Origin of the sequence: Halonotius terrestris (assembly GCF_006861665.1) — an archaeon.
In the GTDB taxonomy this organism is placed as follows: domain Archaea; phylum Halobacteriota; class Halobacteria; order Halobacteriales; family Haloferacaceae; genus Halonotius; species Halonotius terrestris.
The window spans coordinates 287,105-302,486 of sequence record NZ_RKLU01000004.1; the positions used below are offsets into that span (position 1 = coordinate 287,105).

General features: G+C 63.4%; 13 protein-coding genes and 1 pseudogene. 10 read left to right on the forward strand and 4 right to left on the reverse strand.

The genetic code is table 11. The features are described from left to right. Nucleotides 1-54 precede the first annotated feature (54 nt). Nucleotides 55-1,245, forward strand: a complete 1,191-nt coding sequence (gene aroC, locus EGH24_RS11040) for a chorismate synthase (RefSeq protein WP_142980192.1) — start codon at nt 55-57, stop codon at nt 1,243-1,245. Nucleotides 1,246-1,287: 42 nt separating this feature from the next. Here the strand turns inward: aroC and EGH24_RS11045 are convergent, their stop codons facing one another. Continuing rightward, nucleotides 1,288-1,692 (reverse strand): DUF5788 family protein, encoded by a 405-nt coding sequence (locus EGH24_RS11045; RefSeq protein WP_142980193.1) that lies wholly within the window; start codon nt 1,690-1,692, stop codon nt 1,288-1,290. Between the two features lie 285 nt (nt 1,693-1,977). On the opposite strand from EGH24_RS11045, the gene EGH24_RS11050 reads away from it, so the two are divergent. The 5 genes and pseudogenes from EGH24_RS11050 (at nt 1,978) to EGH24_RS11070 (ending at nt 6,402) form a co-directional block, all read left to right on the forward strand. Next, on the forward strand, nt 1,978-3,876 hold the full coding sequence (locus EGH24_RS11050; RefSeq protein WP_142980194.1) for a 2-oxoacid:acceptor oxidoreductase subunit alpha: 1,899 nt from the start codon (nt 1,978-1,980) through the stop codon (nt 3,874-3,876). 2 nt (nt 3,877-3,878) lie between these two features. Beyond that, nucleotides 3,879-4,817: pseudogene (locus EGH24_RS11055) on the forward strand (thiamine pyrophosphate-dependent enzyme). Between the two features lie 92 nt (nt 4,818-4,909). After that, on the forward strand, nt 4,910-5,338 hold the full coding sequence (gene lrpA1, locus EGH24_RS11060) for an HTH-type transcriptional regulator LrpA1 (RefSeq protein WP_142980195.1): 429 nt from the start codon (nt 4,910-4,912) through the stop codon (nt 5,336-5,338). Nucleotides 5,339-5,668: 330 nt separating this feature from the next. Beyond that, a complete protein-coding gene (locus tag EGH24_RS11065) occupies nt 5,669-6,037 on the forward strand; it encodes a hypothetical protein (RefSeq protein WP_142980196.1) in 369 nt (122 codons plus the stop codon). Further along, a complete protein-coding gene (locus EGH24_RS11070) occupies nt 6,034-6,402 on the forward strand; it encodes a hypothetical protein (protein WP_142980197.1) in 369 nt (122 codons plus the stop codon). Before EGH24_RS11065 ends, EGH24_RS11070 begins: the two co-directional genes overlap by 4 nt. 77 nt (nt 6,403-6,479) lie before the next feature. Here the strand turns inward: EGH24_RS11070 and EGH24_RS11075 are convergent, their stop codons facing one another. After that, entirely contained in the window at nt 6,480-8,768 is a 2,289-nt protein-coding gene (locus EGH24_RS11075; protein WP_142980198.1) for a hypothetical protein, read from the reverse strand. Between the two features lie 212 nt (nt 8,769-8,980). Between EGH24_RS11075 and EGH24_RS11080 the strand changes: the two genes are divergently transcribed. The 3 genes from EGH24_RS11080 to EGH24_RS11090 all read left to right on the forward strand — a co-directional run bounded on the left by EGH24_RS11080 (nt 8,981) and on the right by EGH24_RS11090 (nt 13,164). After that, a complete protein-coding gene (locus EGH24_RS11080; protein ID WP_185903304.1) occupies nt 8,981-9,640 on the forward strand; it encodes a pentapeptide repeat-containing protein in 660 nt (219 codons plus the stop codon). Between the two features lie 140 nt (nt 9,641-9,780). Next, nucleotides 9,781-11,184: a DNA polymerase IV gene (gene dinB / locus EGH24_RS11085; protein ID WP_246057968.1), complete on the forward strand. Its 1,404-nt coding sequence runs from the start codon at nt 9,781-9,783 to the stop codon at nt 11,182-11,184. 78 nt (nt 11,185-11,262) lie between these two features. Continuing rightward, entirely contained in the window at nt 11,263-13,164 is a 1,902-nt protein-coding gene (locus tag EGH24_RS11090; RefSeq protein WP_142980200.1) for a helicase HerA domain-containing protein, read from the forward strand. Nucleotides 13,165-13,176: 12 nt separating this feature from the next. Here the strand turns inward: EGH24_RS11090 and tpiA are convergent, their stop codons facing one another. Further along, nucleotides 13,177-13,821: a triose-phosphate isomerase gene (gene tpiA, locus EGH24_RS11095; protein WP_142980201.1), complete on the reverse strand. Its 645-nt coding sequence runs from the start codon at nt 13,819-13,821 to the stop codon at nt 13,177-13,179. Nucleotides 13,822-13,953: 132 nt separating this feature from the next. Here tpiA and EGH24_RS11100 point away from each other — a divergent pair, with 132 nt between their 5' ends. Next, entirely contained in the window at nt 13,954-14,766 is an 813-nt protein-coding gene (locus EGH24_RS11100) for a DICT sensory domain-containing protein (protein ID WP_142980202.1), read from the forward strand. 39 nt (nt 14,767-14,805) lie between these two features. Here the strand turns inward: EGH24_RS11100 and EGH24_RS11105 are convergent, their stop codons facing one another. Beyond that, nucleotides 14,806-15,354 carry a multiprotein bridging factor aMBF1 gene (locus EGH24_RS11105; RefSeq protein WP_142980203.1) on the reverse strand — a complete coding sequence of 183 codons (549 nt, stop codon included), beginning with the start codon at nt 15,352-15,354 and terminating at the stop codon, nt 14,806-14,808. Nucleotides 15,355-15,382: the final 28 nt, after the last annotated feature.

The window sequence follows — 15,382 nt, forward strand, 5'->3', positions numbered from 1 at the left end:
CGTTCTCGCGACGTACTGCAAGGTTCAAATGGACCGGGGGTCCATAGGCTGATAATGAACGGCAATCGGTTCGGTCGGCTCTTTCAAGTGACGACCTACGGCGAGAGCCACGGGGAAGCGATGGGCGTGACGATCAGCGGCTGTCCAGCCGGCGTCGATCTCGACACCGAGGCAGTGCAGGCGGAACTCGACCGCCGCAAACCCGGCCAGTCGATGATNACNACNTCCCGCGGCGAACCNGACGANGTNACNATCAACTCCGGNANNCAGGACGGCTACACGACCGGCACTCCGATCGGGATGGTCATCCAGAACAAGGACGCCCGGTCGGGCAAGTACGAGCCGTTCGTGACGGCGCCGCGACCGAGCCACGGCGACTACACCTACTCGGCGAAGTTCGGGACGCGGAACTGGGGCGGTGGCGGTCGCTCCTCNGCNCGNGAGACGGTGAACTGGGTCGCNGCNGGCGCNGTCGCNAANNNGGTNCTCGAACAGAGTGAGTACGACGTACAGGTCAAAGCGCACGTCAGCCAAGTCGGCGATATCAAAGCCCCCGAAGTCAGCTTCGAGGAGATGCTTGAACACACCGAGGACAACGAGGTTCGGTGTGCGCATCCCGAAACCGCCGAGGAGATGCGCGAGGCTATCGACGAGTACCAGCAAGCCGGCGACTCCATCGGCGGCTCGGTGTACTTCGAGTGCCGGGGCGTCCCCCGCGGACTCGGCGCGCCGCGGTTCGACTCCTTCCCCGCCCGACTCGGCCAAGCGATGTTTTCGATTCCAGCGACGAGTGCCTTCCAGTTCGGCGCGGGCCGAGACACCCGAACCATGCGCGGCAGCGAGCGCAACGAGGATTGGGAATTCGATGACGGCGACTCCCACCCCGAAACCGTCAGCGAGGAGGGCGACCCGGTCCCCGTCGGCAACGACCACGGCGGCCTGCAAGGCGGGATCACGACCGGTGAACCGATCTACGGCGAAGCGACGTGGCACGCGCCAACCAGTATTCCGAAAGAACAGACGACCGCCGACTGGGAGACCGGCGAGCGGAAGGACATTCAGGTCGTCGGCCGCCACGACCCGGTGTTGATGCCGCGGGCCGTGCCGGTCGTCGAAGCGATGCTCAACCTGACGATTCTGGACTTCATGCTGCTGGCGGGCCGGATCAACCCCGACCGCCTCGATGCGAATCCCGGTGAGTACGATACCGACTACCATCCGCGCAGTCCGGACAACATGGAGTAAGCGTCGCTGGCGGAAGATTGCTGGCGGAGACGACGAGCAGTTCTATTTCAGCTGGTCAACGAACCCGAGCCAGCGTTTGTAGTCGTCGATGGTTGCCGACTTCGATTGCTCGCCGTAGTCGGGATGGCGGATGGTTTCGAGCGCGTTGAGCGCGCGGTCGATCCCGTTGATCTCGTCAGCCAACGCCTCGGCGGCCGCCTGATCGAGCGGCGCGGTTTCGAGGCGTTCCATTCGGGTGGCGCGCTCGCTTCGGAAGGTGCGTTTTGCTTGCTCCAGAATTTCCTCGGCGTCCGGCGGGAGTTCGTCGATTTCGCGGGTCTCGATGATGAACTCCGCCAACTCGATTGCCTCGTCGTCGATGGTGATCGTCTCGGGAATCGACGCACCGACGGTCGATCCCTGTTTGTTGACACGTCCGATGAGGGCCTCACGCTCGGCGTCGTCCATACGAGCGTGTTGTGCGACCGGCCGCAAAACGTGTTCGACGCCGCCCGCGAGAAGCCGTGTTTGGACTCCGTTTGAGAGGCATGTGGTATCGGTCCCCATAATCTAACTGTCGATAGCGTACCTGGATTATTATTGGTGACATCGCACTACGAGTCGTCGAATACTGGATATCTATCCACAAATCAGAGTCTATCATTATCTTTCCTTGCTAATCCATAGCAAACTCTTTTACCCGCGGCTAGCAACCCTCCTATACTAGTGGCCCAGAGGGGCCGATGCCAACCTATGACTGACAACGAACTCATCTGGCGAATCGCGGGCGGATCCGGCGACGGGATCGCCTCGACGAGCCAGAACTTTGCCAAGGCGCTGATGCGTTCCGGACTGGACGTATTCACACACCGACACTATCCCTCGCGGATCCGCGGCGGCCATACCTACACCGAGATCCGTGCCTCAGCCGACCCCGTGAAATCTCGGGGCGACGGCTACAACTTCCTGCTGGCACTGGGTGACTCCTTCGCTCGCAACCCACAGGAAGACGCCGTCTACGGCAACGAGGAGATCAAACCGCTCGCCGAGAACCTCGACGAACTCCGCGAAGGCGGCGTCATCATCTACGACTCGGGGCTGCTCGATGCGAGCGAGATCGACGACTTCGACGCCCGCGTCGAGGAGAACAACTGGCACGTCTACGATCTCGATCTGCGGACGATGGCCCGCGAACAGGGCCGTGAGGTCATGCGCAACACCGCCGGCGTCGGCGCGACCTGCGCGCTCGCCGGTATCGACCTCGACTGGATCGAGGACCTCATGACCGAAGCGATGCCTGAAAAGATCCTCGAGCCCAACCTCGAAATCCTCCACAATGCCTACGACATGGTACAGGACGAGTACGATGTCGACGCCCACGACGTGAAGGTGCCCGAAGGCAGCCACGACGAGGAGCAGGTCCTCATGTCGGGGTCGGACGCCATCGCATACGGTGCCCTCGACGAGGGCTGCCGATTCATCGCGGGCTACCCGATGACCCCGTGGACCGAGGTCTTCACGATCATGTGTCAGAACCTGCCGAAGGTCGGCGGGATCTCCGAGCAGGTCGAAGACGAGATCGCTGCCGCCGCGCTGGCANTNGGNGCNAGNCACGCNGGCGCGAAGGCNATGTCNGGNTCCTCNGGCGGCGGCTTCGCGCTGATGNNCGANCCGCTCGGNCTCGCGGAGATGACNGANACNCCGNTCGTNCTCNTCGANNCNATGCGAGCCGGNNNCTNNACCGGGATGCCGACGAAACCCGAACAGGCCGACCTCGAACACGTCCTCTATACCTCGCAGGGCGACTCCCAGCGCGTCGTCTTCGCGCCCGGGACCGTCGAGGAGGCGTACACCCAGACCCGCAGTGCCTTCCGGATCGCCTACGAGTACCAGATCCCGACGATCGTCCTGTACGATCAGAAGCTCGGCGGCGAACTCGTCAGTCTTCCCGCCTCACACTTCGATGAGGAGCCGAACCCATCGCTCGGCTCGACGCTCACCGAGGCGGAACTCGAAGAGGCACCCCACGACGAGAGTGGGAAGTACAGCCGGTTCCAGCACGACGTCGAAGACGGCGTCAGCCCGCGGTCGATCCCCGGCCAGAAGGGCGGTCGCTTCCTCGCTACGGGTAACGAACACACGCCCGAAGGCCACATCGAGGAGTCCCCGAAAAACCGCGTTGCCCAGATGAACCGCCGCACCCAGAAGCTTGAGGCCATCGCAGCCGATCTGGCCGCCCAAGACGACGGTCACCAGACCCACTACGGGCCCGACGAAGCCACCTACGGGCTGATGACCTTCGGCAGCCAGCAGGGCACCGTCGAAGAGGCAACGGACGTGCTCAACGACCAGGGCTACTCGGTCAAAGCACTCGGTGTCTCCGATATGGCACCGTACCCGGTCGATGAGGTCAGTGAGTTCATCGAGAGCGTCGACAAGGTGCTCATCGTCGAGATGAACGCAAGCGGGCAGTTCCGCGGCCTCACNCAGAAGGANCTCGGCNNGTACGGNNNGANGCTGTCGAGCCTNCTNAAGTACAACGGCAACCCCTTCGANCCAGCCGAGATCGTCGAGGGCTTCAAAGCCAAGATCGTCGAGGACGGAGAGCTCTCCGGAATTGAAACGAAATTCGTCCCAGCAGCAGGTGATTAAACATGAGTGCATTCTCAGCAATCGGTGACGGACAGCCAACTGATCAGGACGACTACACGCCGGAACTCGAACCGCAGGCCACGTGGTGTCCCGGTTGTGGTGACTTCGGCGTCCTCAAAGCACTGAAAGGTGCCGCCGAGGAACTCGGGAAGTCCCCCGAAGAGATGCTGTTGTGTACCGGGATCGGTTGTTCCGGCAAGCTCAACAGCTACTTCGACAGCTACGGCTTCCACACCATCCACGGTCGNNCGCTNCCGGTCGCNCGNGCNGCNAANCTCGNCAACCCCGNNNTNNNCGTCATCGCNGCGGGCGGTGACGGTGACGGCTACGGGATCGGCGGGAACCACTTCATGCACAGCGCCCGTGAGAACCACGACATGACCTACATCGTCTTCAACAACGAGATCTTCGGGCTCACGAAGGGGCAAACCTCNCCGACGAGNCCGAAAGGTCACAAGTCGAANACNCAGCCNNNGGGNNNCGCGAAGGANCCGCTCCGACCGCTCAGCCTCTCGCTGAACGCCGGGGCCTCGTACGTCGCCCGGACGGCCGCCGTCAACCCGAATCAGGCGAAANANATNNTCGTCGANGCGATNNAACACGACGGCTTCNCNCACGTCGACTTCCTCACGCAGTGTCCCACCTGGAACAAGGACGCGAAGCAGTACGTCCCCTACATCGACNTCNANNAGNNCGACGANTACGACTNCGACANNACCGACCGNCGNGAGGCCGCCGACATGATGGCCGAAACCGAGCAGGCCCTCCACGAAGGGAAGGTCCTCACCGGCCGGTACTACGTCGATTCGGATCGGATGTCCTACACCGAGGAGAAACAGACGATCGGCGAGATGCCGGAGGAACCGCTGGCCGAGCGGTACTTCGACGACTCCTACGAGTGGGAGCGGTCGGCTGACCTGTTCCTCGACAAACACAAATAATCGCCAGCTTCCCCCTCTGGGTGGCGTTTACGTAGCGGAAACCCGTTTTTCGGTTCGCAAGGTATTTTTTCGTCGGACGGAAAGGGTACACTATGAGTACGACATCGACGGAGGACCGTATTCTCTCTGTGTTGGAGGACGACGCCCAAGCCTCCTACTCCGAGATCGCAAACCGGGCCGAGGTCTCGAAGCCGACGGTGCGGAAATACATCCAACAGCTCGAAGAGGAAGGCGTAATCGTGGGTTACTCGGCGGACGTTGACCCGAAGAAACTCTCCTCACAGAGTATTGCGATGGTCGGGGTGGACGTCGCCAGCGAGCAGTACGTGGAGGCGACACGTGATCTCAAAGCGTTGGACGCGATCGAGAAGCTGTATAGCTCTTCCGGCGATCACATGCTGATGGCAGAGGTCCGGGCTCCCGACGGCGACTCGCTGGGCGATGTCATCAGCGAGGATATCCTCGATATCGATGGCGTCACCGCAGCCCATCCGTCCTTCCTGCAGGAACGGCTAAAATAGAATCCACTCGTTATCTCTTCGGATCCCGTCGGTTCATTACTCTATATCACGGGTCCAAATCTCGTTCAGCGTCAGCGGATCAATGTTCGGTGCAGCAACCCGTTTCGTCTCCTCAGTGAGACATCCGCGGAGTGCACGGAACGAATCGTTTGGGTATCTATCCTGAGTCATATGATCGACTACGGTGTAAGACGAGAAAACGTTTCGGCAGCCTGTAGCTCCAATGGATTGGAAGTACCCTCTCGAACGAGGTAACACGAACAGCGTGCCGGCAGCGCATGACGTTCGTCTGACTGAACGTTATAAGCAGGTGGTGAATACTGGTGCAACATGCGCACCAGCGTGTCGCTGAACAATGAACTCGCTTCATACGTCGATGAAGTCACCTCATCAGCCGGTGACAACAACGCCGAAGCGATTCGGGACGCGCTTCGACACGGCCGCGAGCAGGCCGAACGCGCCGACTCACTGGAGAGCGAGGCCGAACGGCTCCGCGAGCGGATCGAAGAGTTGGAGGAAGAACGCGACCGGCTCAAAACCGAGAAACGACGCGTGTTGGAACAGCACGAGGAGACCACGGAACTGCTGCAGTACGTCGAACAGGAACGCGCAGCCGAACAGCAGTGGCGGGAAGCCGGGCTGTTGACCCGCGCGAAATGGCGCGTCGTCGGCATGCCGACACCTGAATCGAACACATGAGCTCTTCACGACGGTCTACCGGCGACACGGCCCTCGTCACGCGACAATCCACCGCTGACGACACGGCAGCCAGCGAGCTGGCAGTCGACGATGACACGACGACCAGCGACGCGACTGTCGAGGATCCAGACGGTGGGTTCGAGTTCGGAAGCGAGCCGAAACACCACGATCCCGTCGTTCGGATCGCCGACGCCTTCGAGCGCGACGAGATCTCGGCAACGGTTTTAGAAAACGCCGACACCGACGCGCTGAAAACGTTCGTCGTCCGCGCCGAAGCCGGCGAGTTCGACGTGCGATCGGAGCCTGCACTCGAAGCCGCGGTCCGGATCGCCCGTCGACTCATCTACGAGGAACACCGCGAATAGGGACGAACCGGGCGAGCAGCCACGTGGTACCGAACCAACAAAACCGTATTGTTCAGGAAATCGAGAACCGGAGCGGCTTACTCTAAGTCGTCGCCCGCGCCGCCCATCAGCGTCGACTGCAGCTTCTCGCGCCACGCCGAGAGGTCCTCAAGATCTTCCTCCAGCGATTCGATGCGCTCGCCGACATCGCCGTCCGCGGAGAGTCGGTCTTCGAGCGTCGACACGCTGTCACCGATCTCGTCGATCTGCGAGGAGAGATCGGATAGCTCGTCTGCGTGGTCGTCGAGTTGGTCGGCCAGCGAGTCGCGGTCGTCGGCCGCCGTCCCGAAGCGGTCGTCGACATCGTCACTGAGTTCGGACAGTTCGTCGGCAACGGAGTCAACGTCGTCGGCGACCTCTGCGATGTCGGCCTCGTTGGTCTCGGCCGTCTCGGAGAGTTCGTCGATCTCCTCGCCGTGGGCAGTCGTCGTCGCGTGGAGGTCGTCGATCTCCGCACCCTGACTGTCGGTCGTCTCCGCGAGGTCGTCCAGTTCCTCGCCGTGGGCGTCTGTCGTCTCGGCTAATTCGTCGATCGACTCGTCGTGGGCATCGAGTTGGGACTGGAGATTCTCCTCGACGGCGCTGATCTCCTCATCGAGGGTGTCAACACGGTCCTGGACCGCGTCGATACCGTCCCGTTGGCTATCGAGGGCGGACTCGATGCTGCTGATGGTTTTGTTGTTGCTCCAGAGATCGTCTTCGAGTTCGTCGATCGAGCCCTCGATGTCATCGAGCGTCGATGCGTGGGCCTCGGTGTCGGCTTGGAGCTCCTTCACGTCGGCCTGCATCGCGCTGATGTCCTCTCGGGCGGCCTCGATGATCTCGGTGCCAGTGCCGTTGTCGCTGAGGAACTCTTCGAGGGCGGAGGTGTAGGCCTGCAGCTTGCTCAACTCGGTTTCCAGCCGGCGGATGCGGGCCTCGTACTGGCCGCCGCCGCTGGCACGCTCCATCGTCTCTTTGATCCCGTTGATGCTGTCGAGGAGTTCCTTGCCGATGTCGCCCTCGGGTGCTGATTCGACGAGTTCGGGCTCCGTGTCGGCGTCCTGTTTGCGACGTTTCCGCCGCTCTTTCTTCTCGCTGGCGGCACTCGCTTCGGCCTCGTCGGCTGCCTCGTCCGCTTCGGCAGCGGCGTCGGCCTCGGCGGTAGTTTCGGCGTCGTCAGCGACGTCTTCGTCGGCGTCGGCTGGCTCTGGCTCCTGTGCGTCCTCGTCGGTTGTCTCGGCTGAGTCCTCAGTCATAGTTTTGGTAAGTGTGTCTTCGATGGTCGATAGCTCTTCTGCAACGTCGCTCATATCGGGGTCCTCGCCCGCCACGGTCGGTTCGGCGTCCGCGTCGGGGTCGGCCGCGGCGGCATCCGCCTCGGCTTCAGGCTCCGGTTCGGATTCGGGTTCCGACTCGTCGTCTGATTCGGATTCTGTATCCGGCTCCGACTCCGGTTCAGGTTCCGATTCGGGCTCGGGCTCGGATTCGGGTTCCGTTTCCGACTCGTCGGCAGCGTCGTCCGGGGCCTGTTCGTCGTCGACGGCTTCGGTTATGAGTTCGCCGTCCTCGACGTAGCGGTTCCGGGTATCCCTGACGAACGCGACCCGCGCACCCATTGCGGCTGCGATCTCCGCGTTCGAGCGGGTCGGGTCCTGGAGCGCGAGTCGAAGGATCTCCGCCTCCGTCTCGGTGAACCGTTCGTCGTCCGGATCTATCGGCGTCGATTCCGCGGCTGGCGCGTCCGACGCCTCGGTATCGGCATCAGCTGCGGCGATCGGATCGTCGGCAGCATCGACAGGCTCCGAATCGGTGTCGGGCTCGTCCGCGACAGCGTCACCAACGTCGTCAGCGGCCGGTTCGGCGGCGGCAGCGTCGTCGACTGCGACCGCGCTGTCATCGGGTTCGTCGGCTGACTCGGTGGTCAGGTCTGCCTCGGCGTCGTCAGCATCCGTCGCTTCGGCGTCGGCGGTCGCTTCGGAGTCAGATTCGGGCTCCGACGGCTCAGCGTCGGCCGGGCGATCCAAGATTTCGATCTCCGGTTCGCCCATCCACTCACTCAGGTTGTTTTTCAACCCATCCGGATAGGTGTAGGCTGTTCTGACCCCATCGGTGTCGATCCGGTGTCTGAAGACCAGTTGGTCGTCCTCGATTGCCCACGCCAACTCGTCGTCGGAGCGCGATTCGACGCGCTCGATGTCGGCGAAGTCCGGGACCGACTCGCGGATGACGACGGTCTTCGGCTCGGCCGACCACAGCCGGATGTAGTACTCGATCCCGGGGTCACCGTCCGGGAAGTCCTTGTAGGACTTCGTTACCGTAATGTCGTCCTTATTTATCGGTTCCATCGCTCATTAGTAGCCGATATCGAACGAGCGTACTTAGTAGTATAGCCTACTGTCTGCTGGGTGGTGATCAACAGCGATCGCGTGTGTGCAGTCTGTCGAATACTGTCGGCTAGACTCATAAGCGCGAAAGCCGATCGAGACACAGCACAAAACCGAACCATCGCCGGCGGCAATAGCAGGATTTTATGCATGCGGCCGCCTGTGGCGGGTATATGGGGGAGTCGCCGACGGGGGTGTGCGGCTACGAATGGCCGTGGGACTGTGACCGCGTGACGATCAGAACCAACAAACCGATCCACCAGTCGTGTTGTTTTCGTCCCACGATGACCCCCGAGGCCGACCGCTGTATCTTCCACGCCGACGCCACGGAAACAGCAAAGCCAGTAGCGGCGTTGGCCGACGCCTGCGAACCGTCGGACGACGAGGCCAGCCACATCAATCGGCTGCTCGACGGGGCCAACCTCGCCGGCTGTGCGCTCGGTCGAACCGTGCCGCTGGCCGATACCGCACTCAGCGGCGCGGACCTCTCGAACGCCGACCTCAGCGGCGCGGATCTGACCAACGCCGAACTGGGCTCGGCGACCCTCGCAGGGGCGGACCTGCGCGGAGCCGTCCTCCACAACGCGGGGCTCAGCGAAGCCGACCTCAGCGGCGCGGATCTCAGCGGCGCGAACCTTACTGACTCCCTCCTCTGGAAAACAGATCTCACAGGTGCCGATCTCAGCGGCGCGGACCTCACTGACGCCTTTCTCTGGGGAGCCGATCTCACTGACGCCGATCTCACCGACGCGGTGCTGGTCGATGCCAGCGTCGAGGACGCCGACCTCACACGGACGAACCTGAACCAAGCGACGCTGTGGGCGAGTCAGTAGCGGGGCGACGGAAACGAGTGCGGCGCGGCGACAGGAGCGAGTGCGGCGCGGCCGGCGGTACCGTCTTGAGGACGCCGCTCAAACGGACACCACAGCCGTATAGACGCGATGACAACACATCCGCATGGAGGCGATTCGGCGTGACGTTCGACGCGTTCACCGAGAGCGACGACGACGCGGCGCGGATCATCCTCCACGTCGATATGGACTGTTTTTATGCGTCGTGTGAACGCCTCCGTGAGCCCGCCCTGCACGGCGAGCCCGTCGTCGTCGGCATGGGCTACGAGGGTGGCGACTCCCACGGCGCGGTCGCCACCGCGAGCTACGAGGCCCGCGAGCACGGGATCGAGAGTGCCCAAGCCATCAGTCAGGCCCTCGATCGCCTGCCACGGGCCGCGGAGACCGATACGGAGCCAGCAGGCCACTACCGTCCCGTCGATCTCGATTTCTACGAGGAGGTCGCCAGCGACGTAAAGGAAATCCTGCAGGAGTGCGCCGATGTCGTCCGTGAGGTAAGCATCGACGAAGCCTACCTCGACGTGACCGAGCGGACGAGTTGGGCAGTCGTCGGCGACGGGCAGGCGGGAAGCGAGCGAACGATCGCGGAGGGCTACGCTCGCCACGTCAAACAGCGGATCAGCCGCGAGGTCGGCGTGCCCGCAAGCGTCGGCGTCGCGCCGAATATGGCGACCGCGAAGGTCGCCAGCGACTTCGACAAACCCGACGGGCTGACGGTCGTCCGCCCCGACGATGTAACGGAGTTCCTCGCGCCGCTGCCGGTCGCGGCGATCCACGGCGTCGGCCCGGTAACGGAACGCGAACTCGCCGACATGGGCATCGAAACCGCCGGCGATCTCGCGGCCGCCGATCCGGCCGCACTCGTCGATCGCTTCGGCGAACGCGGCCGCGACCTCTACGACCGCGCCCGCGGCGATGACGACCGCGAGGTGACGCCGACCGGCCGCCCGAAGAGCCTCTCTCGGGAGTCAGCCTTTACTGAGGCAACCGAGGATACCGAGGCCAAACGCGAACGCGTCTCGGCGTTGGCCGCCGATGTCGCCGCCCGCGCCCGGAGCCGCGATGCGATGTATCAGACCGTCGGGATCAAGGTCGTCACCCCGCCGTTCGAGGTCAACACGCGAGCGTCGTCGCTGTCGGGTCCCGTCGACGACCCCGATCTGGTCGAATCGATCGCGCTCGATCTGTTGGGCGAGTTCGACGACGACCCGGTCCGTAAACTCGGCGTCCGTGTGTCAAAACTCAGCTTCGGCGCGCAGGACCAAGCCCGCCTCGACGGGTTCGAGGGCGAGCCAACGGCCGAAGGCAAGCCAGCGACCGACGGCGAGTCCGACGCTGACCAGGGCGACGACTGGGCGAGCACAGCTGATATCGCTCGCACCGCCGTCGACGACGATGCTCGGCTTACGGACTGGGTCGGCAACGACGGCGGCGATCTCGCGGTCGACGAAGGAGATGATGACGGCCACGATTCAGACGACAATCACGACCCTGAGGGGCAGTCATCGCTCGGCGCGTTCGACTAACGTCCGACGGCTGACTGACGGAGCGACCTGCCCGACAGCAGGAACTATGTGTGCGCACACAGACGTTGGAGTAAGTGAATGAGTAGCGAGGAAACCATCACGGTCGCGGACGTGAGCGCGGGCCCTGGCGGTACCAACGAGATCGACGCCGGCACGTCCATCGATCTCCCGGTCGTCGATCTCCTCACCGGCCGCGGCTTCATCACGGGTAAGAGTGGCAGCGGCAAGTCGAACACAGCCTCAGTAATCCTCGAAAACCTCTTAGATAACAACTTCCCCGTCCTCATCGTCGACAGCGACGGNGAGTANTACGGGCTGAANGAGGNNTACGAGATCCTCCACGTCGGCGCGGACGAGGAGTGCGACNTNCAGGTNNCNGNCGANCACGCCGAGAANNTCGCNTCNCTCGCNCTCGAANAGNNCNTCCCGATCATCCTCGACGTGTCGGGCTATCTCGATGACGACGACGCCGACGAGTTGGTCCTCGAAACGGCGCGACACCTCTTTGCGAAGGAGAAGAAACTCAAAAAGCCGTTCCTGCTCGTCATCGAGGAGTGCCACGAGTACATCCCCGAACAGAGCGGAATGGGCGAAGCGGGCAAAATGCTGATCAAGNTNGGCAANCGCGGNCGGAAACACGGCCTCGGCATCGTCGGCATCNNCCAGCGACCNGCCGACGTGAAGAAGGANTTCATCACNCAGTGNGACTGGCTNNTCTGGCACCGGCTNACGTGGCGCAACGACACCAAAGTCGTCGGCCGCATCCTCGGCTCGGAGTACGCCGATGCCGTCGAAGAACTGGCCGATGGCGAGGGGTTCCTCGTCGCCGACTGGTCGGACAACATCCGGCGCGTCCAGTTCCACCGCAAGGAGACCTTCGACGCGGGGGCGACCCCTGGCCTCGAAGACATCGAACAGCCGGAACTCAAATCCGTCAGCGACGATCTCGTCTCCGAACTCACGGACATTTCCGACGAGAAAGCAAGGCGGGAAAGCGAGTTGGCTGATCTCCGGCAGGAACTCGACAAGAAGGAAGCCCGAATCACGGAACTGGAACGCGAACTCGAAGAGGCCCGTGACCTCAGCCGGATGGCCGACCAGTTCGCCCAAGCGATGCTCCAGCGGTCGGAGGCCCCCTACCGCGGCGGCGACGGCCAGTCGGCCGCACAGGCGAAGCGGGCAGCCGACGAGTCGGCAGCGCGAGAGCAAGCGGCCGAAGCGGCGTCCGACAACACGGGGACGAGAGCGGCCGACCCCACGAGTGCGAACGGACGAACGGCCAGCGGTGGCAGCGAGAGCGACGACGGCGACCGCGAGTTCGATGTCGATCCCGAAGCCGTCGCCGAGGCCGCCATCGAGCAGAGCGACGAACTGGACCTCTCGGGACTCGCAGCCGCCGGTGGCGGCGACAACGGGGACGAGAACGGCGACGGCGACAGCCCCTATGATTCCGCGCCTATCGATCCCGACCCGGTCGATCCCACCGAGGTCACCGGTCCCGAGGCCGACGGCAACGCGAGCGCGACAGGCGGCAGCGATGACGAAGACGAGATCGAAAAGCGGTACGGGACGGTGACGCGCAGCGAAATCGCCGAAGAGGCCATGGAGTTCGCCGAGGCAGTCGAACTCGACACCCGGGACGCCGTCGTCGCCGAACTCAAAAGCCGAATCAAGGACCTGCCGCTGCGGTCGGTCGAGATGTTGGAACACTACCGAGAGGTCGGCAAGAGCGATCCGGTGTCGGCGCATATCGCGGCCGGCGGCGACGACGACCACCAACTCGCCTACAGCCGAAACCGACCCCTCCGGCAGTCGGGGCTGATCCGCCACGTCGGCGAAGGCAAGTACGCGTATGCGATCCCGGATCTGATCCGCGAGGCCTACGCCTACCAGCTCACCGACTCGGCGGTCGACGCGATGGTCCAGTCCGTCGAGGCGAGCTTCCTTGACTCCGTTTCCGATCCGGGCAGCGAAAAATAGCGACGGCTGTGTTTACAGGCCGGCGACGAGGTCTTCGAGTGCGGCCCGCGGATCGTCGGCTTTGGCGACGCCGCTGGCCAGCAGGATGCCCGTCGCGCCGAGGTCTTGGGCGGTAACCACGTCATCACCCGTCGAGATGCCGGCCCCACAGTACACATCGACGCTCTCGTCGACCGCGCCGGCGGCGTCGACGGCGTCGGTGACGATGTCCGGGTCGGCAGTGGCGACCGACACGTCGCCGCCGATGAGTTCCGGCGGCTCGACGGCGACCGAGTCGGGTTTGAGGGCGGCGGCGGCACCGATCTGATCGGGGTTGTTCGCACAGACACAGGTTTCCAGCCCGGCGCGTTCAGCGGCCTTGACCGCGGTGTCGATATCGGCGAGTTTCAGGCGGTTCTCGGAGTGGTTGAGCAGCGTCCCTTCCGCGCCGGCGTCGGCGACGGCTTCGGCGAGCGTGCTGCCCGTGAAGCTGCCGTGGCCGTTCGGCGAGACGTGTTGAGCCCACGTTTCGACGCCGGTGTCGGCGACGGACTCGATCTGAGCCGCCTGCGGGGAGACTGCGATTCTGACGCCGGACTCCTCAGCCACGTCGCGGGCCGCGGTGGCGACTTCGATCGGATCACACGGGTACGCCTTGAGGTTCACCAAGATGAACATAGCTGTGCGTTGACCGCTGGCACCAAATAGCTTCATCTTTCGGCCGGCGGCCGCGTCCTGTTGCTGCGGGCAAACCTATCAAATAGGTTCACAAACCATCATATACCCGGGCCACAGAATCCCGACAAGCGCGTGACGCTCAGAGAACTGATCGCCGATATCGAGGCGCGCGAGATGACGCTGACGGCCATCAACACGCCGGAGCACGTCGTCGAGGATCTCAAAGAGCAGTACAGCGACCGGAACGTCTCGATCACCCAGCGGGAGGTCGACGACGAGCCGACCCGGTTTGCGATCCTGAGCCGGCAGGACAACTTCGTGACCGCGGTGCCGATCACCGACATCTACGCGGGGTCGATCGAGCCACCGGAGGAGGAGCTGACGACGGATGCGGCCAGCGACGCGAGCGACGACGCCGACGACGAGGCGAAGCCGCCGGCGGCCTACCGCGAGCCGATCCTCGATCACCTCGAAGAGACGCTGTTTACCTCGTATTCGATCAAGCAGATGTTCATGGCCTCCCGAGAGATCGAGGATCGAGCCTGGCGCGTCGGCAGCGGCGAACTCCACGCCGGTTTTCAAACGTTGGACGTCCTCGCCGGACAGGCCGACGCCTACAATCAGTTGGGTACTCAAACCGATCTCTCAGTGCACGCCTACGCCGCGCCGGTCAGCGAGACGCCGGTCGTCCCCGACACCGAGGGGTTCACCCTCCACATCGAGCGCGACGACGAGATCAAGAAGACCTGGTTCGTCGTCTACGACGGCGGCGGCGTCGACGAGAACAAGTGCGCACTGCTGGCCGAAGAGCGTGGCAGCCGGGAGTTCTACGGCTTTTGGACCTACGATCCTGAGACGGTCGACTACCTGATCTGCTATCTCAAGAGCACCTACGCCCACGTCGAATCCGGCGACAACGTAGATGGCGATTCCCAGCCGGTCTGAAGCGTTCTCTAACCGGATAAAAACGAGAACCGCGTCGCCTCAGCCGTCTTTTCGTTCGACCACGTCGCCGAGCGTCATCGACCCGCTGGAACTGCCCGACCACTCGGTGTCTTCCACGTCGGCTCCCTCAGTGAGCGAGATGCCGAACTTGGATTCGAGTTTCTTCCGGACTTTATCGCTCGGGAGCACGTCGCCGCGTTCGAGTTTGCGGATGAGACTCGCCTTCTCGTTGAGGTCGTTGGCGAGTTCCTCCTGTGTGAGCCCCTCGCCCTCGCGGGCCTCGCGGATGCGGTCGTCGTAATCGGTGGCGATCTCGTCCATGTCGTCGAACATGTCCTTGCGGCGTTGGGTCGAGGAGCCACCCGAACTCCCTGTCGACCCGCTCGACGTCGAGCCGCCGCTGCTGCCCCCGGAGGAGCCGGAGCTGCTGGACGAGGTTGAATACTTGCTCGACCCCGAGGACGAGGACTCCGTCTGGACTTCCGTGCCGAACTCCGTGCACTCGTCACAGAGGTCCAGTTCTGCCCCCTCGACTTTCGTGGTGGTCAGCGACGACTGCTGGGCACCACACATCTCACATTGGGCCATACCACTCGGTAACGTGTGACCCGGTATA

What these genes read in the sequence shown, in the direction of transcription:
- EGH24_RS11045 (WP_142980193.1), bottom strand. Translation starts at nt 1,692, where the DNA reads ATGGACGACGCCGAGCGTGAGGCCCTCATCGGACGTGTCAACAAACAG.
- lrpA1 (WP_142980195.1), top strand. Translation starts at nt 4,910, where the DNA reads ATGAGTACGACATCGACGGAGGACCGTATTCTCTCTGTGTTGGAGGAC.
- EGH24_RS11065 (WP_142980196.1), top strand. Translation starts at nt 5,669, where the DNA reads ATGCGCACCAGCGTGTCGCTGAACAATGAACTCGCTTCATACGTCGAT.
- EGH24_RS11070 (WP_142980197.1), top strand. Translation starts at nt 6,034, where the DNA reads ATGAGCTCTTCACGACGGTCTACCGGCGACACGGCCCTCGTCACGCGA.
- EGH24_RS11075 (WP_142980198.1), bottom strand. Translation starts at nt 8,768, where the DNA reads ATGGAACCGATAAATAAGGACGACATTACGGTAACGAAGTCCTACAAG.
- EGH24_RS11080 (WP_185903304.1), top strand. Translation starts at nt 8,981, where the DNA reads ATGGGGGAGTCGCCGACGGGGGTGTGCGGCTACGAATGGCCGTGGGAC.
- tpiA (WP_142980201.1), bottom strand. Translation starts at nt 13,821, where the DNA reads ATGTTCATCTTGGTGAACCTCAAGGCGTACCCGTGTGATCCGATCGAA.
- EGH24_RS11105 (WP_142980203.1), bottom strand. Translation starts at nt 15,354, where the DNA reads ATGGCCCAATGTGAGATGTGTGGTGCCCAGCAGTCGTCGCTGACCACC.